Raw genomic sequence first — 20274 nt, 5'->3', positions numbered from 1 at the left:
CGCTATGGCGCTGAATGATTTTCACGTTTCTGAACCTTATACGCTCGGTATTGAGCTGGAGATGCAGGTGATCAATCCACCTGGCTACGATTTAAGTCAGGACTCTTCTACGCTGATCGACGCCGTTAAGCCCCAACTTACTGCGGGAGAAATTAAGCACGATATCACCGAAAGTATGCTGGAGATGGCCACGGGCGTCTGCCGCGATATTGACCAGGTGGCGGCCCAACTTTCTGCCATGCAGCACGTTATTTTACAGGCGGCGTCGGAACACCATCTCGGCATTTGCGGCGGCGGTACGCACCCTTTTCAAAAATGGCAGCGTCAGGAGGTCTGTGATAATGAGCGCTATCAACGCACGCTGGAAAATTTCGGCTACTTAATTCAACAGGCGACGGTTTTCGGTCAGCATGTCCACGTCGGCTGCGCGAACGGCGACGATGCGATTTATCTTTTACACGGGCTGTCGCATTTTGTGCCGCACTTTATTGCGCTCTCCGCCGCGTCTCCCTATATGCAAGGATCTGACACCCGTTTTGCCTGCGCGCGCCTGAATATTTTTTCCGCTTTTCCCGATAACGGGCCCATGCCGTGGGTCAGTAACTGGCAAGAGTTTGCCGGACTATTTCGTCGTCTGTCTTACACCACGATGATCGACAGCATCAAAGATTTGCACTGGGATATCCGCCCCAGCCCGGCCTTTGGCACGGTTGAGGTTCGGGTGATGGATACGCCGCTCACTCTTGATCATGCCATCAATATGGCAGGATTGATTCAGGCGACCGCGCACTGGCTGCTGACCGAGCGTCCCTTTAAACCGCAGGAACAAGACTATCTGTTATATAAATTCAACCGTTTTCAGGCTTGCCGCTATGGTCTGGAGGGCGTGCTAACCGATGTCTATACCGGCGACCGCCGTCGCCTGGCAGATGATACGCTGCGTCTGCTGGACAACGTTACCCCCTCTGCGCGTAAGCTGGGCGCCGACAGCGCCATTGACGCGCTACGTTTGCAGGTGAAAAAAGGCGGTAACGAAGCGCAATATATGCGGGAGTTTATTGCCGACGGCGGATCGCTGATAGGCCTGGTACAAAAACATTGTGAAATCTGGGCGGGACAATAGACAGCATATTTGCCTTACCAGGCGATGTCCCGGACAATGGCGTTTTAACTTACGTTTAACAAAGCCATGAAACACCCGCTTGAATCATTGATGACCGCTGCCGGTATTTTGCTGATGGCGTTGCTCTCCAGCCTGCTGCTGCCCGCCCCTTCGCTCGGCCTTGCGCTGGCGCAAAAACTGGTCGGGATCTTTCATCTTATGGATCTCAACCAGCTTTATACTTTGTTGTTTTGTTTATGGTTTCTGTTGCTCGGCACGCTGGAATATTATGTTATTCGCTTTATCTGGCGGCGCTGGTTTTCGCTGGCCGATTAAACATTTCAATGCGTACGGCCATGCTTTTCTTTACGATAAGCGCCTGGCGGCAGGTTGAACGTGCGGGTAAAAATGCGCGTAAAGGTTTGCTGCGAATCAAAACCATACTTGAGACAAATATCATACACCTTCTGGTCGGTGTCGCGCAGGTCGCGCGCCGCCAGTTTTAGCTTCCGTTCACGCACGTAGCGCCTCAGACTCTCCCCTTTGTACTGCATAAAAAGGCGCTGCAGGTGCCACTTGGAATACCCCGCATGACGGGCAATATCATCAATACGTAACGGCTGATTCAAATTATCATCAATCCACTCGACAATCGTGTCGATAACCTGAGCGGAAATGGTCATCGTGCTCTCCCCTCTATCAAACTCGTCAGCGGCTCCCGCACCGCACATTTACGGCAACAGCAATAAGCATAGTAATAACCACACAAATTGTGAGACGGCTTATCGCATGGCCTGCAATATGCTTTTCTACCACTTCATGCGGCAGCCCTTGATTATGAGTGAGTAAGCACTCATTATAGAAAGCAAAGATACGCCGTCAAGGTACTTTTCAAAGGTTGACATTCACCGTTGCGACGCGACAACGGGCATGATTCAATCATGTTTTTACAGACATAAGGGTAACGTGTAGTGGCTCGTCCGAAGAGTGAAGACAAAAAACAAGCATTACTGGAAGCGGCAACCCAGGCGATAGCGCAATCCGGTATCGCCGCCTCAACGGCGGTGATTGCGCGTAACGCAGGTATTGCAGAAGGAACATTATTTCGCTATTTCGCGACCAAAGATGAGCTGATTAACACGTTGTATTTGCATTTAAAGCAGAACCTCTGCCAGTCAATGATAATGGAGCTGGATCGATCCATTACCGATGCCAAAACGATGACCCGCTTTATCTGGAACAGTTATATCAGTTGGGGTCTGAACCATCCCGCGCGCCATCGGGCGATCCGTCAACTGGCCGTCAGCGAAAAGATCACCAAAGAGACGGAACAACGGGCCGACGATATGTTCCCCGAATTGCGCGATTTATGTCATCGTTCCGTTTTGATGGTATTTATGTCGGATGAGTACCGCGCCTTCGGCGACGGCCTTTTTCTGGCGCTGGCTGAAACAACAATGGATTTCGCCGCGCGCGATCCCGCTCGCGCTGGCGAATATATTGCGCTGGGATTCGAAGCCATGTGGCGCGCGCTGACTCGCGAGGAGCAATAATGGACGGTCAAACACTGCACGCCTGTGCAAAACGCTTTGCGCTGGAACTGCCTTTTACCGAACACTGCTGGCCTTTCGGCCCACAGTACGATGTGTTTAAAGTCGGCGGCAAAATATTCATGCTGTTCACTGAACATCACTGTCGCCCAGTGGTGAACCTGAAGTCGGCCCCCCAAAAATCCCTGGTGAATCAACAAATTTACCCCAGCATTGCGCCTGGCTATCACATGAATAAGAAACACTGGATTTCAGTCTATGCGGGCGAGGATATCACCGTCTCGCTACTCAACGATTTGATAAATGACTCATGGAATCTGGTCGTAGACGGGCTGCCTAAAAGAGAGCAACTGCGCCTGCGACCGCGCTGATGCAATAACCGTTTCCGCATTTTCCTCCCTTATCTTTTTACCGATAACCCGGTACCCTGCTGATACAAAAGGGTACTAAACCAACCAGGAGCATTTATGGATATCGTTTCTGTCGCCTTAAAGCGCTACTCCACTAAGGCGTTCGATCCCAGCAAAAAACTGACCGCCGAAGAAGCGGATAAAGTAAAAACACTACTACAGTACAGCCCCTCCAGCACCAATTCCCAGCCGTGGCACTTTATTGTCGCCAGTACGGAAGAAGGCAAAGCGCGTGTCGCAAAATCCGCTGCCGGAAACTACACGTTCAACGAACGCAAAATGCTGGACGCCTCCCATGTGGTGGTCTTCTGCGCCAAAACCGCAATGGATGACGCATGGCTGCAACGGGTGGTCGATCAGGAAGATGCTGATGGCCGTTTCGCTACGCCGGAAGCTAAAGCGGCAAATGATAAAGGTCGCCGCTTTTTCGCTGATATGCACCGCGTCTCGCTGAAAGATGACCACCAGTGGATGGCGAAGCAGGTTTATCTGAACGTCGGCAACTTTCTGCTGGGCGTCGCCGCGATGGGTCTCGACGCCGTCCCCATTGAAGGTTTCGACGCCGAGGTGCTCGACGCTGAATTTGGTCTGAAAGAAAAAGGCTATACCAGTCTGGTCGTGGTGCCAGTCGGCCATCATAGCATCGAGGATTTCAACGCCGGGCTGCCAAAATCACGTCTGCCGCTTGAAACCACACTGACGGAAGTCTAATCCCCTGCCTAAGCCGGACGCCCGTCCGGCTTTTTTCACCTTTCTGCCAGGTTCCCCAATGATCAATGGCGCGAAGTGCCAGGTTTTACATCGTTAGTGTTAACTTCCTCTTTCAACCTATTGAAAATAAATGATATTTAAAACTGGCACGCCGTTTGCCATATCTGGATACCCCCTATCTGGATGAAGGAGAAAACGGGTGAGACATGTTTATGTAGCCAGCCATGGCCCTTTTGCCCGCGGACTTATTAACAGTCTATCGCTGCTGATTGGCGACGAACACGGCGTGACACCGGTTTGCGCCTACGATGGCGATATTGTGTCACCACGGGGTTGGCCCTCCCTGGCGTGTCATCAAAATCGGGCGCTAAACCCAACGTTATAACGGGTTTGATTGCCATCGCTTAACCCTGCCGTTTGCGCCAGCCCGGCGAAAGCGGACACTGTTGCCGACAGCGGAAAATCTGCGCCAATCGCGATATCAACCCAGTTTTTATCCTGCGCTTTCCCGGCACGGCTAAACGTCAGCGCGGTCGATTTAAGGCCGCCGTTCGCCACATACGTATCATCGCCAAACTGACGGCGATAATTAATCTGCGCCCAGGAATGAATGATACTGTGGCGAAGATCCAGACGCCAACCCACGCTGCCCATCTGCGAATGGGCGTTTTGGTCGCCAAAACGCATTGATGTACTGGTATTGAGCTTCTCGCTATAACCATTAACGTGGCTGTAATCCCATGCATATTGCAGCATCGGCCCGGTCGTTAACCACGGCATCATGACAAAATCATAACCGCTGGTTAACCTCGCGCCCCACAGCCGACCGTTGGTTTCGCCCTCTTCCACCCGTCTTAGCGCACCGAGCGTGATACTGCGCTGAATGTTACTGAATTTAGCGGACAGGTAGTGTAAATCGCCATCCAGCCACGCCTGACCGGCGCGTAAATGGCTGAATACGGCGGCCTGAAAACCGCGGGCGTCATAACGATAATTATCGTCAGGATGTTGCTTATCCAGAGAACCGGCTATCAGCCCTCCCAGCAGTACCTGCTCGTTAAGCTGATAATCGACGCCAACCGTCAGATTATTATGATTACCGTTCCCGTCGGCCTCATTATTATCATAACGTTGATATCCCCCGCTGTATCCGCCGAACATGCCCAGTGAACCAACAGGATTTTCCCCCTGGCGAAGCTGCTGATAACGGCTGTCAAGCGTGGTACGACTGCCTTGCGCCATCGACTGAACGCTTTGGTTCAGATATGTCGCCTGTACCGGCGCGGCAATGATCGACTGAATATATTGCGCAATAATGGTATGGACCTGCGGACCGGGATGTAAATGATCGGCAAACAGATAGTCCTGCGACGCATTAAATCCAGGCATTGCCGAGGAGCACACCGAAGCGGATACGCCCGGCGGGCAGGCCATGCCTACGGTATTTGTCAGACCAAACGCCTGCGGGTTGGCAAGAATTTCCTTAAAGAGGCCGTTGATATCGGCACGGGCTATATTGCCGCCGTGTTGCTCCAGCCCCTTCTCTTCCATCTGATTATAATAATCGGTCAGAGCTGACGCCTGCTCTGCCACCTTTTCATAGCCCGCCAGCAGTTGCTCAACGAGCAGTTGCTGAATAAACGGATTGCTGCTTACCGTTGCAGCCGCCGCCAGCAACGCCTTGCGGATCGCCTGTTGCCGACTGGCGAAATCGGGCGTAGCTCCCTCCGCCAGCGCCTCTAACGCCGCTTTTAGCGCCGGGGGCGCCGCTGCGCCCAGCCCGGCGGTGATTACCGCCTCCAGAAGCTCTGGCGTCGCACTAATATCCGGTACGTTTGGCACCACGACCAGCCCGGCGCCGGCATCCAGTAACAGCCCTACCTGCGCCGCCGCGCTAGTGGCGCTATTACCGGCTATTTGCTGTGCCATGGCAGGTCGCGCGATGGCCGCCGCCAGATCGTTTCCGCCGACCCAGTGAATATACAAACCGTTGTGGTCGGCTTTTCCCCCCGTATTGGCAAGCCACTGCCGTACCTGATCCGCGGTATTATCCTGCGGGTTTAATTCCGGGGCCGTCATCGCGCCGCCAGCGGCATAATTAGAACCGCCATTGCTGGAAGGGCTTAATGCCAGCCCATATCGTTCGGCCAACTGTTCGTCGTAGAGCTTATTTTGACCACTATCCCAGGTCCAGCGACCGTTATTTCCGGTATCGCTAAGGCTATCGCCAATCACCGTAAGAGAGTCAAACGCACAGGCAGATAATGGCGCGGCCAGCGCCAGCGAGAGTATGCCGTATTTTAGCAGGGTACGCTTTTGGGTCATCCGATGTTCCTTAATGTTATTGTTGATAGGTACGACGGTTCTAATCATTATCCGACAGAGATATTGCAATCGTTTTAAACATTCTGGTTAAAAAGTTTTCATTCATTGTTGACGGACTGGCGCCTGTTCAAAAAGAGGGAACCGCGTAAAATAACGACGTTTATAGGGCGCTGGATAAAATATAGCGTATGGATAACCCCAGAGGCGCTTTTACCCGTCTGTTGCTGATTATGCCTGAAGCGCAGGCGTCCTGATTTGCATAAATGCCATTCAGCAGTCATCATAGGCTGCTGTTTATAAAGGAGAGATTATGCAGGAATTGATATCCCAGGTAGAAGATTTAGCGGGAATTGAAATGAATCACACCACGTCGCTGGTGGTGATATTTGGTATTATTTTTCTGACAGCAGTTGTCGTGCATATTATTTTGCACTGGATAGTACTGCGCGCTTTTGAAAAACGTGCCAGCGCCAGTTCCCGCCTGTGGCTGCAAATTATTACCCAGAATAAATTATTCCATCGTCTGGCTTTTACGCTACAAGGCATCATTGTCAATATTCAAGCCGCGCTCTGGCTACAAAAAGGCAGTGAGGCTGCGGATATCCTGACGACCTGCGCGCAGTTATGGATTATGACCTACGCCCTGCTGTCGTTATTTTCGCTGCTGGACGTGATTTTCAATCTATCGCAAAAATGGCCCGCCGCCTCTCAGTTACCGCTAAAAGGAATATTTCAGGGCATTAAGCTCATCGGCGCAATTATCGTCGGCATTCTGATGATCTCACTGCTGATTGGCCAGTCACCAGCAATTTTAATCAGCGGGCTGGGCGCGATGGCCGCGGTATTAATGCTGGTCTTTAAAGACCCGATTCTTGGCCTGGTTGCTGGTATACAGCTTTCCGCCAACGATATGCTCAAACTGGGCGACTGGCTGGAGATGCCAAAATATGGCGCAGATGGCGCGGTCATTGATATTGGCTTAACCACGGTAAAAGTACGCAACTGGGATAATACCATCACCACCATTCCCACCTGGTCGCTGGTTTCCGACTCGTTCAAAAACTGGAGCGGCATGTCTGCGTCCGGCGGACGCCGGATTAAACGCAGCATTAATATTGACGCGACCAGTATCCATTTTCTGGATGATGATGAAAAACAGCGGCTGTTAACCGCGCAACTGTTAAAGCCGTACCTTACCAGCCGTCATCAGGAAATCGATGAATGGAATAAACAACTGGATGCGCCGGAATCAGCCTTAAATCACCGCCGAATGACCAATATCGGGACATTTCGCGCCTATCTGAACGAATATTTACGCCACCATCCGCGCATCCGTAAAGACATGACGCTGATGGTACGCCAACTGGCGCCTGACGATCATGGTTTGCCGATAGAGATCTACGCCTTTACCAATACCGTCGTGTGGCTGGAATATGAGAGCATTCAGGCCGATATTTTCGACCATATTTTTGCCGTGGTGGAAGAGTTCGGCTTGCGTATTCATCAGACGCCGACCGGCAGCGATATTCGCGCGCTGTCAGGGACATTGCGCCATTAATGGATTGCCCGATCGCATGAGCATGGGATCGGGCAAAAAAGTTAATGAGCCTTACGGCGCAAAACGGTAAACGCGATAAACAGAAATACAATCCATACCGGCAGCAAAATCGCCGACAATCGCATATCGTCCATCGTACACATTAACACCAGAATCAGCGCCAGAAACGCAATGCACAAATAGTTTCCGGCGGGATAGAACAGCGCCTTAAATTGCGTCTCGCGCCCTTTACGACGCATCGCCGCGCGAAAACGTAAATGCGCGAGACAGATCATTATCCAGTTTAGCAATAGCGTCGCGACAACCAGCGCCATCAACAGGCTAAACGCTTTTTGCGGCAACAGATAGTTGATCAGCACCACCAGCGAGGTAATCGCTCCGGACAGCATCAGCGAGTTCACCGGCACGCCGCGATGGCTGACGCGAGTTAAAAATTTCGGCGCGTTGCCTTGTACGGACAGGCCGAACAGCATTCGGCTATTCGAATAAACGCCGCTGTTATACACCGAAAGCGACGCGACCAGGATAACGAAATTCAGCGCCGAAGCCACCACATTACTGTCCAGGTTATGGAAGATCATCACAAAAGGGCTGCTATTGGATTTCACCTCTACCCATGGATAGAGCGCCAGCAACACCACCAGCGAACCGATGTAGAACAGCAAAATACGGTATACCACCTGATTCACCGCTTTCGGGATGCTTTTTTGCGGATCGCGCGCTTCCGCCGCAGTAATGCCGATCAGCTCCAGTCCGCCAAAAGAAAACATAATCACCGCCAGCGACAGAAGCAAACCATGCCAACCGGTAGCGAAGAAACCGTTATAACGCCAGAGGTTATCAATGCTGGCATGTTCGCCGCCGTGGCCGGAGAACAGCAGCCACAGACCAAAACCTATCATGCCGATAATCGCCAGCACTTTAATGAGCGCGAACCAGAATTCCGTTTCGCCATACAGACGAACGTTCACCAGATTCACGGCATTAATGATAATAAAAAACACCGCCGCCCATACCCATGTTGGTACGTCAGGCAGCCAGTACTGCATATAGATGCCCGCCGCGGTCAGCTCCGCCATCCCGACCAGCACAAACATGACCCAATAGTTCCAGCCCGACAAAAAGCCCGCAAACGGCCCCCAATATTTCCAGGCGAAGTGGGCAAACGATCCGGAAACCGGCTCTTCCACGACCATTTCACCCAACTGGCGCATAATGAGAAAAGCGATAATCCCGGCAACGCCATAGCCCAACAAAACAGCCGGCCCCGCCATTTGAATCGCCGGGCCGATGCCCAGAAACAGTCCGGTGCCAATGGCGCCACCCAGGGCGATTAGCTGAATATGGCGGTTTTGCAACCCCCGTTGAAGCGTCGGTTCATTCTTCGACGCGGCATCCGACACGCTGGCGCCGGATGCAGTTGACGCGTTTTTCACGTCCTACCCCTGTATCGTTTTTATTGAGGGGCACCTTTTAACATTTCGCTCTCGCTGCCGCAAGGCGCAATCGTTTGTCAAGGCTCAACTCCGGACGTTAACGTTATCGTGTAAAAAAAGATGTCGCGGGGAGTAAAAAGAAAAGAGTACGCGCCGATATAGAACGTTACGGGTGACAGACGCCGGGTATAAAATATGTGAATAACTCTGGACGAAAAGTACGACACCCTACAGAATACATTTAGTATTTTTTCAGTATTTTCAAAAAGGTGAATCAGACCTGGTATCTGTTATCCATTTTTGAGCCACGCCAGGCGTCAACGTCATGAATAAGATCATCAAACGTTTAGAGATCATTAAAAGCGCCATCGAACTTGAGGACGAAGAGATTATCCGTCAGCAGCTCATCTACCTGAAAAATGAGCCGCAGGATGCCGTAATCAGCGCGATTGCCCAGGCGATTGAAACTCGTCGATTCAGTGACGCCATGCAAGAGATCGCCGCCTGGCTACAGGCTCAACGGGCGCTCTCGACGTGGCAAGATCCCTCTATTGCCGCCAGTAAACTGGAGCTGAAAGCGCTTGAAGCCCAACTTCGCGATCTGATTGACAAACGAAATGCGCGGGTACAAATCCTCGACGATTTCAACGACCTCTATCATCTGCGTCTCGGGCCGTTGATGAGCCGTATTCTGGAGTTGCGTAAACAGCTCGCGGTGAGTATGCAGCGTAAGCAAGAGGCCGAAATAAAACGCCGGGAAAAGGATTATCAATCCTGCCTGCAATTTATTTCCCAGGCCGTGGATCAACTGGCAACGCTAAAACAGCAGTGGACAGGATTGAATGCCGCCTCGCGCGAAGCGGTGGGCATCCGTCAGCGAATCCAGCAGCAGACGGAATTAATCACCGCGTTGCTGGCGGAAATTCGCGAGCTGGAAGCGGATTTTTCCCATCAGGACGACAGCGCATTCCGCCAGGCGCAGGAAAATGCGGAACAGAACTATCACCAGTACCGGGAGCAGCAGCAGGAAGCGTAATTCCGCTACGCCCGCGATCAACGTTTGTCGGCAGACGAACGCAGTGAATTAAAACGTTTGTGGCGTCAGGCCAGCCGCCTGTGTCACCCGGATGTGGTCGCCGATGAATTGAAAGAAAAAGCGCACCAGATGATGGTACAGCTTAATCAGGCGCGGCAGAATGCCGATCTGGCGGCAATTCGCGCGTTATTGACGCAGCTGCAAAGCGGTCTGGAACCGATGATGGCAAGCGACAGGCTAAATAACCTGGAACATCTGCGCCATAAAATACGCCAGCTCCGCACGCAAATCGACGCGCTGTTGAAAGAGATAACGCAGCTGGAAACGGAAAATGCCTGGCGGCTCGCCTCTTCCGTTGCGAATAAGGAAGCCTATTTCTCCGAGCAGGAACGGGCGCTAACCGAAATTCGCAATACGCTGGAGGCGCAGGTTCAACAGGTGGAACAGGAACTTCTGGCAGGGTAGTCCATCATTCATCAACACATTGTCGGATGGCGCAAGCGCCACCCGACGAATCGCGGCATAAAGAGAGTAAGAGGGTCGCTACTGGCGCTGTAAAAGTAACGAACGGGCGGAGTCCGCCATGATCATCACCGCACCTGCCAGCATTAACGTATCTTTTAATACCAGCCGCCCGGCGCCCGATAAATACGGGAAACCATAATGCGCATCGCCCAGCGGCATAACCCAGGCCTCCGGCGTGGTGATTAAAAACGACAGCGTGACAAATGGCGTCAGGAATGCCAGCACGCCGCCCGCCAGCCCTAACCAGCGGCTAACAGGGTTAGCCAGTACCAGCGCCGCGATAATCAATTCCACCACGCCCAGACCATCCGAAAACGCATACGTATTATTGGCCGTTTGCCAGGCGCGTTCCTCCGGTTTTAGTTCGCCCTCATGAGTCAGATGCTGACGATATTCTTCAGGATGTTCATAGAAAAAAGACATAAACGGGCTGTTCGCCACAAACGGGGTAATACTGTCTGCCTCATAGGGCACAAATTTTAGTAGTCCAATCCAGATAAAAACGATGGCGATACTCAGGCGAATTAATGTTAATCCCAGCCGATCCCCCTGACTTAACAGACGAAGATATTTATCCATCTCAGGCTCTCCTTATTTATATAATATCGCAGTGGCGTAACCCGTATTATCAATACGCATTGACGTAATTTTCCATGACGACGCCTGTTTACTTTGCGCCAGTCTGGCAATAGCGTCTTCAAGCATTGACGGTGTTGCTGACACCGCAGAAACGCTGATATATTCAACGTCAGTTAGCGGCTGGGCGGAGGCGGAAAACGCCAGCGGCGCAGCCAATAATGAAGCAATAAGTGTGGTAACTTTTAACATCGAGATTTCCAGTCGTGGGTTATTTCAATGGTGTTATAATACGTTATGCCTGACTAAAGCCTTTTCTTTCAGACGCCAGCATATTTGTCCTGTCGTATTTTTATGGTCTGACAGGCAAAAAAAAGCCCTGATTAACAGGGCTACATTATTTATGTTTTACTTAATGAGAGAGAAGAGATCGTTTAAAGACTCACTCATTGTAGGATGGGTAAATATCTGGTCGCGTAACACCGTATAAGGTAAATCTGCATCCATAACGGTTTTAACGATATTAATCATTTCATGAGAATCGACGCATAACAATGACACCCCTACAATACGCTGCGTATTCACGTCCACTACCGCTTTTAGTACGCCACGGGTATCATTCATAACACGGGCGCGAGGGATCGCCGCCACCGGTAATGTCACCACCTGCACCGTTGCGCCGCTTGCCCGCGCTTGTTCTTCCGTCAGCCCGACACGAGAGAGCGGCGGCGTCATAAAGACGGAATACGGTACGTTCTGGCGATCGCGGGTACTGCGTTTGCCATCTCCCAATAACCCGTCGCGTACAATACGAAAATCATCCAGTGAAATATAGGTAAACTGCAACCCACCGGTAACATCGCCCATCGCCCAGATATTGTCCGCCGTGGTACGCAGGTAATCATCCACGATGATCCCGCCGCGTTCGTTCACCGCCACACCGGCGTTCTGCAACTGTAAGCCAGCCGTCGCCGGTTTTCGCCCCGACGCCACCAGCAGGGCATCCACAAGATGCGCGCCTTCCGGCGTTTCAACTTGTACCGCGCCCTCCGTTGAGGATACGGCCTGTACGTTGGCGTTTAAAATTAGCTCGACGCCCTTTTCCTGTAAAATGTGGGTAATTGCCTGCGCGATATCCCGATCTTCACGAGGCAAGAATTGCGGCGCTGCTTCAAAGATAGTGACCTTCGTACCGAAGTTAGCGAACATTGAGGCAAATTCAAGGCCAATATAACCGCCGCCTAAAATCCCCAGCCGCGCCGGACGCTGGCTCAGGCTTAGTAGCCCGGTGCTATCGAACACCCCTGCCGTCGTTGTTAAGCCCGTAATAGCCGGGATCACCGACTCTGCGCCAGTATTAATGAAGATCTTTTCTCCCCGTAACACCCGCTCGCCGTCCGCCTGAAATACCCGTAAGGTATGGTTATCAATAAACTCCGCCCTTCCCTCAATCACATCGACATTGTCCAGGTCGGCAAGATTATGAAAATTTTTGTCGCGTAAAAAATTTACGACCGCCGCTTTGCGTTGCATGGCGACAGAAAAATCGCCCTCACGTTCCGCGTCATACACCAGCGTTTTCGTTGGAATACAGCCAATGTTGATACAGGTTCCGCCAAACATACTGGCGGACTGTTCGATAATCGCCACGCGCCATCCCGTCTTCGCCAGAGTTGCCGCCAACGTTTTTCCTGCCTTGCCAAAACCAATAATGAGCGCCTGATACTGTGTCATCTTCTTTCTCCGCCAAATCACCATCTGTTTGTCAGGACAAGTATAAATAACGTCAAAAAAGACAGGGTTATCCGTAACGCGTCATTTTTTGTCTTATCGTCTAAATTAGCGGTTAGGAAAAACAAGGATAGAAATGACATTGAGTCCGAAATATAGTGATCAGAGACAGAAATGGTTATCCTTATTTTTGAAAATAAATCTGTTCTGGAGTCTATATGGATGCGCTTAGTCGGCTATTGACGCTTAACGCCCCTCAGGGCTCAATCGACAAGAATTGCCCGTTAGGCGGCGACTGGCAGTTGCCGCACGCCGCTGGCGAGCTATCGGTGATTCGCTGGCATACCGTTACGCAGGGCGAAGCGCAACTGGAAATGCCTACCGGCGACGCCATGACGCTTACGCCGGGAAAGGTGGTGATTCTGCCGCAAAACTCCGCCCACCGTTTGCGCCAGTCTGGCGAAGCACCGACACATATCGTGTGCGGTAGTCTACGTCTGCACACGACGTCACGTTATTTCCTTACCGCGTTGCCGGAAGTGTTATGTCTTGCCCCGCCGCCGCATAGCCCCGCCAGTATCTGGCTTAACGCCGCCATTTCGCTGTTACAGCAGGAGTCAGAACGCCATTTACCTGGCGCTGATGTCTTATACAGTCAGCAGTGCGCCACGTTGTTTACCCTCGCCATTCGCGACTGGCTATCGCAGGCTGGCACGGCGAAAAGCGTGCTCAATTTATTGCTGCATCCCCGGCTGGGCCGCGTGATCCTGCACATGCTGGAAACACCGGCGCATCCCTGGACGGTCGAAACGCTGGTGCAACGGGTACACATGTCGCGGGCGAGCTTCGCCCAGCTATTTCGCGACGTGTCCGCTACAACGCCCTTAGCCGTGTTAACAACGCTGCGCCTGCAAATCGCCGCCCAGACCCTGTCGCGTGAAGCGCTGCCGGTGATGGTGATTGCCGAGTCGGTAGGTTATGCGAGCGAATCTTCTTTTCACAAAGCGTTTGTCCGTGAATTCGGTTGTACACCAGGCGAGTACCGCAAACGGGTCAACGCGCTTGGACGATAAACGTATACTGAACCCGCCTACAGTTTGACGCCGCAGGCGGGCGACACACATTATGCCGCAAGGCGACGATGCCTGCGCAGCCACATCAGCTTGTAGGCTGCCGGAATGATGAACAGCGACAGCAGCGGCGCGGTAATCATGCCGCCAATCATCGGCGTGGCAATACGGCTCATCACCTCAGAACCCGCGCCTTTTCGATCGTTTTTATCGCGTTGCTCCCTCCCGCCAGCGTAAAGGGGAAGGCCGCGGTATAGGCCTGGCAATTGTAAAATCCATCGTCATTGCGCATCAGGGAAAAGTTTCTGTCACCTCCGATACGCGCTACTCGTTTTATTTTGACATTACCCAAACACCTCCGTTGAACTGTAGCGATAGTGAAAGGCGCTATCACTAGCCAGCAAAATAATCTGATATAATCGTCATTATCCCGTCACGCGCCAAACCCAACAACTGTTTTATTATTTCTCTTATTAACCCACACCGGAGAAATAAGATAAATAAGTTTACATCCCTTTTAGCTGTCGTTTTTATTTCAGCTGGCGTACACACCGCAGAGAAAATGGAATCCCGCCAATTATCCGCTACAGCACATGAGATGATGAATAACGGTGACGCCTTCGCGCATCAGCAAATGGCTCAGACACAGAAACCCAGCGCCCCGACTACTGTGGAAAATGCGACACCCTTTTCTGAAATGGACGACTATGAAAAAGCAATGGTCATCCATCAATCGATGAATAATGCCCATTCTTTCTCCCACGAGATCCAGGCTGAAGAGCACCATAAACAGATTAAACGCAATTAGTTATTTGCATATTAGCGTCACGTACTGCGGATGGCACAACGTCGCCCCCGCAGAAGCTTACGGATTAACATAATTTTGAGAGGTTAAATGGCGCGCCCTGCAGGATTCGAACCTGCGACCCACGGCTTAGATGTTCCTGGAACTACCTGAGCTAACAACAAGTTATCCCATTACCACGGCGCTCACTCGCCCCATCTTCGAAAAACATGCAAAGCTTTGTGTGTCCCGTTTTTGTCCCAACCCACTCAGCAATCAGCAGCTCCAATTGATCGGTAACAACGATCAATTAATAAGACAACAATAAGTTCAAGCTATCAAATATAACATTATTGATCGTTTATATCGAAAAAAGCAATTTGTAGTACTATACTCCAGACCTTTCCGAATCCGCTGATTTTCATAATGTTGAAGTTATTCGCTAAGTACACATCGATCGGTGTTCTTAACACGCTTATTCATTGGGGCGTATTTGCTTTTTGTGTGTATGGGATGCATACGCATCAGGCGCTGGCGAACTTTTCCGGTTTTGTTATCGCCGTATCGTTCAGCTTCTATGCCAATGCGCGCTTCACCTTTAACGCCAGCACCACCACGCTTCGCTACATGATGTACGTGGGATTTATGGGAACACTGAGCGCCGTTGTTGGCTGGATGGCTGACAAATGTTCCCTGCCGCCACTCCTTACTCTTGTCACCTTTTCAGCTATCAGCCTGATATGCGGATTCATTTATTCAAAGTTCATTGTCTTTAGGGATGCGAAATGAAAATCTCATTAGTCGTTCCGGTCTTCAATGAAGAAGCCACGATACCTATTTTCTATAAAACGGTTCGCGAGTTTGAAGAGTTAAAACCGTATGAAGTTGAGATTGTTTTCATCAACGACGGAAGCAAAGATGCGACTGAATCAATAATTAACAAAATAGCTGCATCTGATCCGCTCGTTATTCCGCTTTCGTTTACGCGAAACTTCGGTAAAGAACCTGCTCTTTTCGCGGGTCTCGACCATGCAACCGGGGATGCGGTCATTCCTATTGATGTCGATTTACAGGATCCGATAGAAGTTATCCCCCATCTCATTGAGAAGTGGCAGGCTGGCGCGGATATGGTGCTGGCTAAGCGCTCAGACCGCTCAACTGACGGGCGCATGAAGCGTAAGACAGCTGAATGGTTTTATAAGCTGCATAATAAAATCAGCAATCCGAAAATTGAAGAGAACGTCGGTGATTTCCGGTTAATGAGCCGTGATGTTGTCGAAAATATTAAACAGATGCCAGAACGTAATCTGTTTATGAAAGGCGTTCTGTCATGGGTGGGCGGCAAGACTGATGTAGTTGGATACGCCCGCGCTGAGCGTGTTGCCGGCGATTCAAAATTCAATGGCTGGAAATTATGGAATCTGGCGCTGGAAGGAATAACTTCTTTCTCAACATTTCCGCTCCGCATATGGACGTACATTGGATTGTTTATTGCAGGTATGTCGTTCCTTTACGGTACATGGATGATTATAGATAAATTAATATTTGGAAATAATGTTCCTGGCTACCCGTCTCTTCTTGTTTCTGTACTTTTCCTGGGTGGCGTTCAATTGATAGGAATAGGTATTCTTGGGGAATATATTGGCAGGATTTACATAGAAACTAAAAAAAGGCCTAAATACATAATTAAGAATGGGAAGAAAAATGGTTAACAATAGATTAAAAATGGTAATTGCTATCCTTATAGTTTTCTCATTGGTGTATTCAATAGGATTTATTACACCAATGAACTCTGATGACTATACTTATGCCCTAAGAGAGCTTTCGCTTTCTAGCGTAAAAATGCACTATTTGGGATGGAGCGGAAGGGTTGTGTCAGATACGCTCAGCACATCTCTATTAAAGTTTTTCTCCCCGCATATTTACAATGCAATAAACTCAGCAGCGCTAACATTAATGGTGTTGTGCTGGACAATGATCCCAGCGACATTAACAAAGTCGTCACCGTCCCCATATGTGATGATTTTCTTATTTTTCTTATACTTCATTGCAAATCCAGCTCTCGGTCAAACTAACTTCTGGCTTGTTGGGCTAGCAAATTACTTATGGACCAACATGTTCATTGCCATTTATATACTAATTTCTATATATTTAAGCAATGCCAAAAAATCCAATTTAATACTCTTTGTATATGCCATATCATCGATATTTGCAGGTTGCTCAAATGAAAATACATCTCTTGTAGTTGTATTAATTTCTGTAGCATATTTTTTTATAATGAATAGAAATAAATATCTACTGATTGGCGTATTCGGATCTGCAATAGGCGCAGGGGTTCTCCTGCTGGCTCCGGGAAACCTATCCCGTGCGTCTACAATACAAGACTGGTACAACCAACCACTTGCATGGAGGGTTCTTGAGCACTTTTCAGAAAGGCTGCCATCAGCAATGGGGGCATATTGGCAGGTCTATATTGCATTTATAATACTACTAATCTCTGTAGTGTTATCAAGGAATAGTAGCAGCAAACTTATGTTTGGAAGCTTTTTATTCATACTGGGTGCAATTGCTGCAAATGTTGCGTTCCTTGCATCTCCTGCAATGCCCAGCAGGGCTCTCAATGGAGCACTCTGCTTTATGATTCTTTCGATTTCCTTTGTTGCTCATTCTGCATTTACGAAATTTAACAAAGCTTCCATTTATTTATCTATTACTACATATGCAATGGCTTTTTTATATTTCATTCCATCATACATTCTCTATTACTCATCAATTAAATCAATAAGCAAACAAACGGAGATTAGGGAAGAAATAATAGACAGGGCGAAAGATAACAAACAAGATCAAGCGATAATTCCTGATTATTACTTTCCACCGGTACTGCATGCAGGCCCAAGTCTTGATACGTTTAACAGTGAAGCAATGTCTAGATACTACGGGATTGATGTAAAAATAACTGCTCCAGGATTTTTCGACTATTCGCGAGCCTTTAATCTCAAACCTCTTAATATTAACGCAAAAATATGTAACAACGTTTATATAAAATCATTATGGATATATAAACAGCAAATGGGCATTAAAACCTTTGTAATATTTGAGTTTAATAAGAATCCTGCTGATTCTCTTGATGAGAATACAGCGATGTTCATTAGCTTAAAAACAAAGGATGGAAAAGTTATAAATGCAGATGTCGACAAGAAGACATTTCAAATAGACGGAAGATGGCTTTCAGGACGGGCGATTAACGGCATAGATTCAAATGAATTAGAATCAATTACATCTGGGACATGGGACGTTAGAACAGGGGCGAGGACAAATGAGAATATTACGGAAATAATTAAATAACATTCATGTATAATTAATGTTCCCCGCCACCAATGGGTAACGGGCGGCGGGGATTCCTACATATCGTATGTCACAAATGCCCCATCAGGTTTCTTAGCAAGAAGTCGCAATGCGCCATCAGTCCCAAAAAAGAACCCAACGGAGCCATAGTGCATTAATCCAGACTCCGGCAACTGACCAATACACGCAGGATACGCATGTGCCCAAAGCCCATCCGGTTCAACTCCACCACAGATGCAGGAACACCGTCTTTTAGTGCGGATAAACTGACCCCTACTGGTTTCACTACCGGGTAAAGGAATCTGATAATCTGCGGTCAATGTGAATCACCACAGGTTTAACAGACACCTCAGATCCATTTAAGATGACTTAAAGAGAGGTGCCTATGAGCGGTAAACGTTATCCCGAAGAGTTTAAAATTGAAGCGGTAAGACAGGTTGTTGAGCGCGGCCATTCTGTTTCCAGCGTCGCAACACATCTCGATATTACTACCCACAGTCTTTACGCCAGGATAAAGAAGTACGGGTCGAACTCCTCCACCAATAAAGAAATAAAGAGCAGTCAGATGATCAGACCGGAATCCGCCGACTCCCGAAAGAGTTGAAGCGGGTTACTGACGAACGGGACATATTAAAAAAAGCCGCAGTAGACTCAATTGGTCACTGCAACCATGAATGACAAAAGATGGAGTCCTGAATGCGCTCCTGATGGCCGTGTGGCGACATAATCACCCGCTATGAATGGCAGTCGATCCTGAAATCGCACGGACTGGAGGGCAGTATGAGCCGTCGTGGCAACTGTCATGAAAATGCGGTTGCAGAAAGCTTTTTCCAGCTACTGAAGCGTGAACGGATAAAGAAAAAGATCTACGGAACGAGAGACGAAGCCAGAAGCGATATTTTTAATTACATAGAAATGTTTTATAACAGTAGACGTCGGCATGGTTCGAGCGAGCAGATGCCACCGGCTGAATATGAAAACCTATATCATCAACGACTCAGAAGTGTCCAGGTTATCCGTGGCGATTCACAGATATGCTCACCTTGCGCCTAATCATTTAACGGAACACGCGAGGAAAATAGACGACATTTTTGGTGATGATGTCCCAAATATGTCCCATATGGAAAATAAGGAGGAAATAAAGAAGCGTAACGCGTTGATTTATAAGTGGCGCGCCCTGCAGGATTCGAACCTGCGACCCACGGCTTAGAAGGCCGTTGCTCTATCCAACTGAGCTAAGGGCGCCTTGTGAAGTGAAGACTTCATGTAGACGAAACGCGAGAATTATACGGTCAGGCACTCCTGAGTCAATGGCTTTTGTTCTGGTTGCTGACTAAGTGTACGAATATCGTCTTTTCTGGCGCAATGCCAGGTTCCAGGAAATCGCCTGGACACATCTCAGCACGCATAAAGTGGGAATTAAAGCCGCCAGTATTTAGATAATCAATCAGTTTCTTTAATATTTCACCATGACTCACCTGCCGTGTAGGATATTTTTTATGCTGAGTATCGCTATTAAGGAACAAAACAGTCACTTTGAGCATGGTTTGAAAATCATCATGACGCGTCTGGCGAATCAATGGCAGCAGAAAATTGACTTTCTGCCGCCAGAAGAGATAGATAATGCCGATATCGCTTTCCTGACCCTGGATGATGATTGGTTCAGCGCAGGCTGTTACCAGATACCTATGCATACTCAACATCAGCTACGGGTAATTATTTGTAATAAATGCGATAAAGAAAAGCTCATGTTCAGACCATGTCTGTATATGCTGCCGCATATTTATCGGGAAGATGATGTTGAAGAAATTACCCGGAAAATGATATTGATCTTACATAAGCGAGCGCTTCGACATAGCGTCCCTTCTGGCATCTGCCACTACTGCACGACTCGCCATTTTTCAGTAACAGAACGTCACTTATTAAAACTGATCGCCAGCGGTTATCATTTAAGCGAAACGGCCGCTTTACTTTCACTTTCTGAAGAGCAGACAAAGTCACTCCGCCGGAGCATTATGCGAAAATTACATGTTAAAACGGAGCAGCAGTTTTTAAAATATATTAGAGTTAACCTTCATTTCTTACTCAGTAAGTAAACTCACTTAACTTTTTACA

19 protein-coding genes, 1 tRNA gene and 6 pseudogenes are annotated in these 20274 nt (G+C 49.2%); 18 read left to right on the top strand and 8 right to left on the bottom strand.

The genetic code is table 11. The features are described 5' to 3' along the window. The first annotated feature begins 4 nt into the window (after nt 1-4). Together AAYN39_RS14815 and AAYN39_RS14810 are read left to right on the top strand one after the other, a co-directional pair. The gene (locus AAYN39_RS14815; protein ID WP_001196914.1) at nt 5-1123 is read left to right on the top strand and encodes a YbdK family carboxylate-amine ligase; all 1119 of its coding nucleotides are present in this window, start codon (nt 5-7) and stop codon (nt 1121-1123) included. A 66-nt stretch (nt 1124-1189) separates the two neighbouring features. Next, on the top strand, nt 1190-1438 hold the full coding sequence (locus tag AAYN39_RS14810; protein ID WP_000682500.1) for a DUF1158 family protein: 249 nt from the start codon (nt 1190-1192) through the stop codon (nt 1436-1438). Between the two features lie 5 nt (nt 1439-1443). Here AAYN39_RS14810 and AAYN39_RS14805 read toward each other — a convergent pair whose 3' ends face one another. Next, nucleotides 1444-1785 carry a RamA family antibiotic efflux transcriptional regulator gene (locus AAYN39_RS14805; protein ID WP_000155638.1) on the bottom strand — a complete coding sequence of 114 codons (342 nt, stop codon included), beginning with the start codon at nt 1783-1785 and terminating at the stop codon, nt 1444-1446. A 288-nt stretch (nt 1786-2073) separates the two neighbouring features. Between AAYN39_RS14805 and AAYN39_RS14800 the strand changes: the two genes are divergently transcribed. The 4 genes and pseudogenes from AAYN39_RS14800 to AAYN39_RS14785 all read left to right on the top strand — a co-directional run. Continuing rightward, the gene (locus tag AAYN39_RS14800; RefSeq protein ID WP_000113603.1) at nt 2074-2655 is read left to right on the top strand and encodes a TetR/AcrR family transcriptional regulator; all 582 of its coding nucleotides are present in this window, start codon (nt 2074-2076) and stop codon (nt 2653-2655) included. Then, complete coding sequence (locus AAYN39_RS14795) at nt 2655-3023, top strand: MmcQ/YjbR family DNA-binding protein (protein WP_000348987.1); 369 nt, start codon at nt 2655-2657, stop codon at nt 3021-3023. The genes AAYN39_RS14800 and AAYN39_RS14795 overlap by 1 nt, the downstream gene beginning before the upstream one ends. 96 nt (nt 3024-3119) lie before the next feature. After that, nucleotides 3120-3773 (top strand): oxygen-insensitive NAD(P)H nitroreductase, encoded by a 654-nt coding sequence (gene nfsB / locus AAYN39_RS14790; RefSeq protein ID WP_000355874.1) that lies wholly within the window; start codon nt 3120-3122, stop codon nt 3771-3773. 199 nt (nt 3774-3972) lie between these two features. Continuing rightward, a pseudogene (locus tag AAYN39_RS14785) lies at nt 3973-4098 on the top strand (PTS mannose transporter subunit IIAB); the annotation flags it as partial. A 29-nt stretch (nt 4099-4127) separates the two neighbouring features. Here AAYN39_RS14785 and AAYN39_RS14780 read toward each other — a convergent pair. After that, a complete protein-coding gene (locus AAYN39_RS14780) occupies nt 4128-6098 on the bottom strand; it encodes an autotransporter domain-containing protein (RefSeq protein ID WP_000192421.1) in 1971 nt (656 codons plus the stop codon). Nucleotides 6099-6408: 310 nt separating this feature from the next. On the opposite strand from AAYN39_RS14780, the gene AAYN39_RS14775 reads away from it, so the two are divergent. Further along, nucleotides 6409-7656 carry a mechanosensitive ion channel family protein gene (locus AAYN39_RS14775; protein WP_001156971.1) on the top strand — a complete coding sequence of 416 codons (1248 nt, stop codon included), beginning with the start codon at nt 6409-6411 and terminating at the stop codon, nt 7654-7656. A gap of 41 nt (nt 7657-7697) precedes the next feature. Here the strand turns inward: AAYN39_RS14775 and pheP are convergent, their stop codons facing one another. Next, entirely contained in the window at nt 7698-9092 is a 1395-nt protein-coding gene (gene pheP / locus AAYN39_RS14770; RefSeq protein WP_000786293.1) for a phenylalanine transporter, read from the bottom strand. Between the two features lie 325 nt (nt 9093-9417). On the opposite strand from pheP, the pseudogene AAYN39_RS14765 reads away from it, so the two are divergent. After that, nucleotides 9418-10593: pseudogene (locus AAYN39_RS14765) on the top strand (DnaJ family molecular chaperone). A gap of 78 nt (nt 10594-10671) precedes the next feature. Here AAYN39_RS14765 and rclC read toward each other — a convergent pair. From rclC to rclA, 3 genes are all read right to left on the bottom strand, one after another. Then, nucleotides 10672-11232 (bottom strand): reactive chlorine resistance membrane protein RclC, encoded by a 561-nt coding sequence (gene rclC, locus AAYN39_RS14760; protein ID WP_000362177.1) that lies wholly within the window; start codon nt 11230-11232, stop codon nt 10672-10674. 12 nt (nt 11233-11244) lie between these two features. Continuing rightward, nucleotides 11245-11481: a reactive chlorine resistance periplasmic protein RclB gene (gene rclB, locus AAYN39_RS14755; protein ID WP_000922170.1), complete on the bottom strand. Its 237-nt coding sequence runs from the start codon at nt 11479-11481 to the stop codon at nt 11245-11247. A gap of 156 nt (nt 11482-11637) precedes the next feature. Further along, a complete protein-coding gene (gene rclA, locus AAYN39_RS14750) occupies nt 11638-12963 on the bottom strand; it encodes a reactive chlorine resistance oxidoreductase RclA (RefSeq protein ID WP_000195937.1) in 1326 nt (441 codons plus the stop codon). A 215-nt stretch (nt 12964-13178) separates the two neighbouring features. Here rclA and rclR point away from each other — a divergent pair, with 215 nt between their 5' ends. Further along, nucleotides 13179-14033: a reactive chlorine-specific transcriptional regulator RclR gene (gene rclR, locus AAYN39_RS14745; RefSeq protein WP_000339629.1), complete on the top strand. Its 855-nt coding sequence runs from the start codon at nt 13179-13181 to the stop codon at nt 14031-14033. A 50-nt stretch (nt 14034-14083) separates the two neighbouring features. On the opposite strand, the gene AAYN39_RS14740 is transcribed toward rclR, so the two are convergent. Further along, a complete protein-coding gene (locus AAYN39_RS14740; RefSeq protein WP_095075270.1) occupies nt 14084-14296 on the bottom strand; it encodes a hypothetical protein in 213 nt (70 codons plus the stop codon). Here AAYN39_RS14740 and AAYN39_RS14735 point away from each other — a divergent pair. From AAYN39_RS14735 to AAYN39_RS14700, 8 genes and pseudogenes are all read left to right on the top strand, one after another. Next, nucleotides 14200-14395 (top strand): annotated as a pseudogene (locus AAYN39_RS14735) (ATP-binding protein); the annotation flags it as partial. The gene AAYN39_RS14740 and the pseudogene AAYN39_RS14735 overlap by 97 nt on opposite strands. 197 nt (nt 14396-14592) lie before the next feature. Beyond that, complete coding sequence (locus AAYN39_RS14730; RefSeq protein ID WP_000445906.1) at nt 14593-14838, top strand: copper-binding protein; 246 nt, start codon at nt 14593-14595, stop codon at nt 14836-14838. Between the two features lie 402 nt (nt 14839-15240). Next, entirely contained in the window at nt 15241-15603 is a 363-nt protein-coding gene (locus AAYN39_RS14725) for a GtrA family protein (RefSeq protein WP_000915523.1), read from the top strand. Further along, entirely contained in the window at nt 15600-16526 is a 927-nt protein-coding gene (locus tag AAYN39_RS14720; RefSeq protein ID WP_000703607.1) for a glycosyltransferase family 2 protein, read from the top strand. The genes AAYN39_RS14725 and AAYN39_RS14720 overlap by 4 nt, the downstream gene beginning before the upstream one ends. Further along, nucleotides 16507-18159 carry a DUF6056 family protein gene (locus tag AAYN39_RS14715; protein WP_077905070.1) on the top strand — a complete coding sequence of 551 codons (1653 nt, stop codon included), beginning with the start codon at nt 16507-16509 and terminating at the stop codon, nt 18157-18159. The genes AAYN39_RS14720 and AAYN39_RS14715 overlap by 20 nt, the downstream gene beginning before the upstream one ends. A 385-nt stretch (nt 18160-18544) precedes the next feature. Continuing rightward, nucleotides 18545-18798 (top strand): annotated as a pseudogene (locus tag AAYN39_RS14710) (transposase); the annotation flags it as partial. Between the two features lie 11 nt (nt 18799-18809). Continuing rightward, nucleotides 18810-19212 (top strand): annotated as a pseudogene (locus tag AAYN39_RS14705) (IS3 family transposase); the annotation flags it as partial. Continuing rightward, nucleotides 19184-19306: pseudogene (locus tag AAYN39_RS14700) on the top strand (integrase); the annotation flags it as partial. The pseudogenes AAYN39_RS14705 and AAYN39_RS14700, both read left to right, overlap by 29 nt. A gap of 21 nt (nt 19307-19327) precedes the next feature. Here the strand turns inward: AAYN39_RS14700 and AAYN39_RS14695 are convergent. Further along, a tRNA-Arg gene (locus AAYN39_RS14695) sits at nt 19328-19404 on the bottom strand. Between the two features lie 254 nt (nt 19405-19658). Between AAYN39_RS14695 and fimW the strand changes: the two genes are divergently transcribed. Continuing rightward, nucleotides 19659-20255: a fimbria biosynthesis transcriptional regulator FimW gene (gene fimW, locus AAYN39_RS14690; RefSeq protein ID WP_000948632.1), complete on the top strand. Its 597-nt coding sequence runs from the start codon at nt 19659-19661 to the stop codon at nt 20253-20255. Nucleotides 20256-20274: the final 19 nt, after the last annotated feature.

The organism is Salmonella sp. K21076 (assembly GCF_039650795.1).
Lineage (GTDB): Bacteria > Pseudomonadota > Gammaproteobacteria > Enterobacterales > Enterobacteriaceae > Salmonella > Salmonella enterica.
This window is presented reverse-complemented; position numbering and strand designations above follow the sequence as displayed.

Bases quoted from the DNA above. Each gene is read 5' to 3' on its own strand.
- AAYN39_RS14815 (WP_001196914.1), top strand. From the start codon at position 5: ATGGCGCTGAATGATTTTCACGTTTCTGAACCTTATACGCTCGGTATT.
- AAYN39_RS14810 (WP_000682500.1), top strand. From the start codon at position 1,190: ATGAAACACCCGCTTGAATCATTGATGACCGCTGCCGGTATTTTGCTG.
- AAYN39_RS14805 (WP_000155638.1), bottom strand. From the start codon at position 1,785: ATGACCATTTCCGCTCAGGTTATCGACACGATTGTCGAGTGGATTGAT.
- AAYN39_RS14795 (WP_000348987.1), top strand. From the start codon at position 2,655: ATGGACGGTCAAACACTGCACGCCTGTGCAAAACGCTTTGCGCTGGAA.
- nfsB (WP_000355874.1), top strand. From the start codon at position 3,120: ATGGATATCGTTTCTGTCGCCTTAAAGCGCTACTCCACTAAGGCGTTC.
- AAYN39_RS14780 (WP_000192421.1), bottom strand. From the start codon at position 6,098: ATGACCCAAAAGCGTACCCTGCTAAAATACGGCATACTCTCGCTGGCG.
- AAYN39_RS14775 (WP_001156971.1), top strand. From the start codon at position 6,409: ATGCAGGAATTGATATCCCAGGTAGAAGATTTAGCGGGAATTGAAATG.
- rclC (WP_000362177.1), bottom strand. From the start codon at position 11,232: ATGGATAAATATCTTCGTCTGTTAAGTCAGGGGGATCGGCTGGGATTA.
- rclB (WP_000922170.1), bottom strand. From the start codon at position 11,481: ATGTTAAAAGTTACCACACTTATTGCTTCATTATTGGCTGCGCCGCTG.
- rclA (WP_000195937.1), bottom strand. From the start codon at position 12,963: ATGACACAGTATCAGGCGCTCATTATTGGTTTTGGCAAGGCAGGAAAA.
- rclR (WP_000339629.1), top strand. From the start codon at position 13,179: ATGGATGCGCTTAGTCGGCTATTGACGCTTAACGCCCCTCAGGGCTCA.
- AAYN39_RS14730 (WP_000445906.1), top strand. From the start codon at position 14,593: ATGGAATCCCGCCAATTATCCGCTACAGCACATGAGATGATGAATAAC.
- AAYN39_RS14725 (WP_000915523.1), top strand. From the start codon at position 15,241: ATGTTGAAGTTATTCGCTAAGTACACATCGATCGGTGTTCTTAACACG.
- AAYN39_RS14720 (WP_000703607.1), top strand. From the start codon at position 15,600: ATGAAAATCTCATTAGTCGTTCCGGTCTTCAATGAAGAAGCCACGATA.
- AAYN39_RS14715 (WP_077905070.1), top strand. From the start codon at position 16,507: ATGGGAAGAAAAATGGTTAACAATAGATTAAAAATGGTAATTGCTATC.
- fimW (WP_000948632.1), top strand. From the start codon at position 19,659: ATGCTGAGTATCGCTATTAAGGAACAAAACAGTCACTTTGAGCATGGT.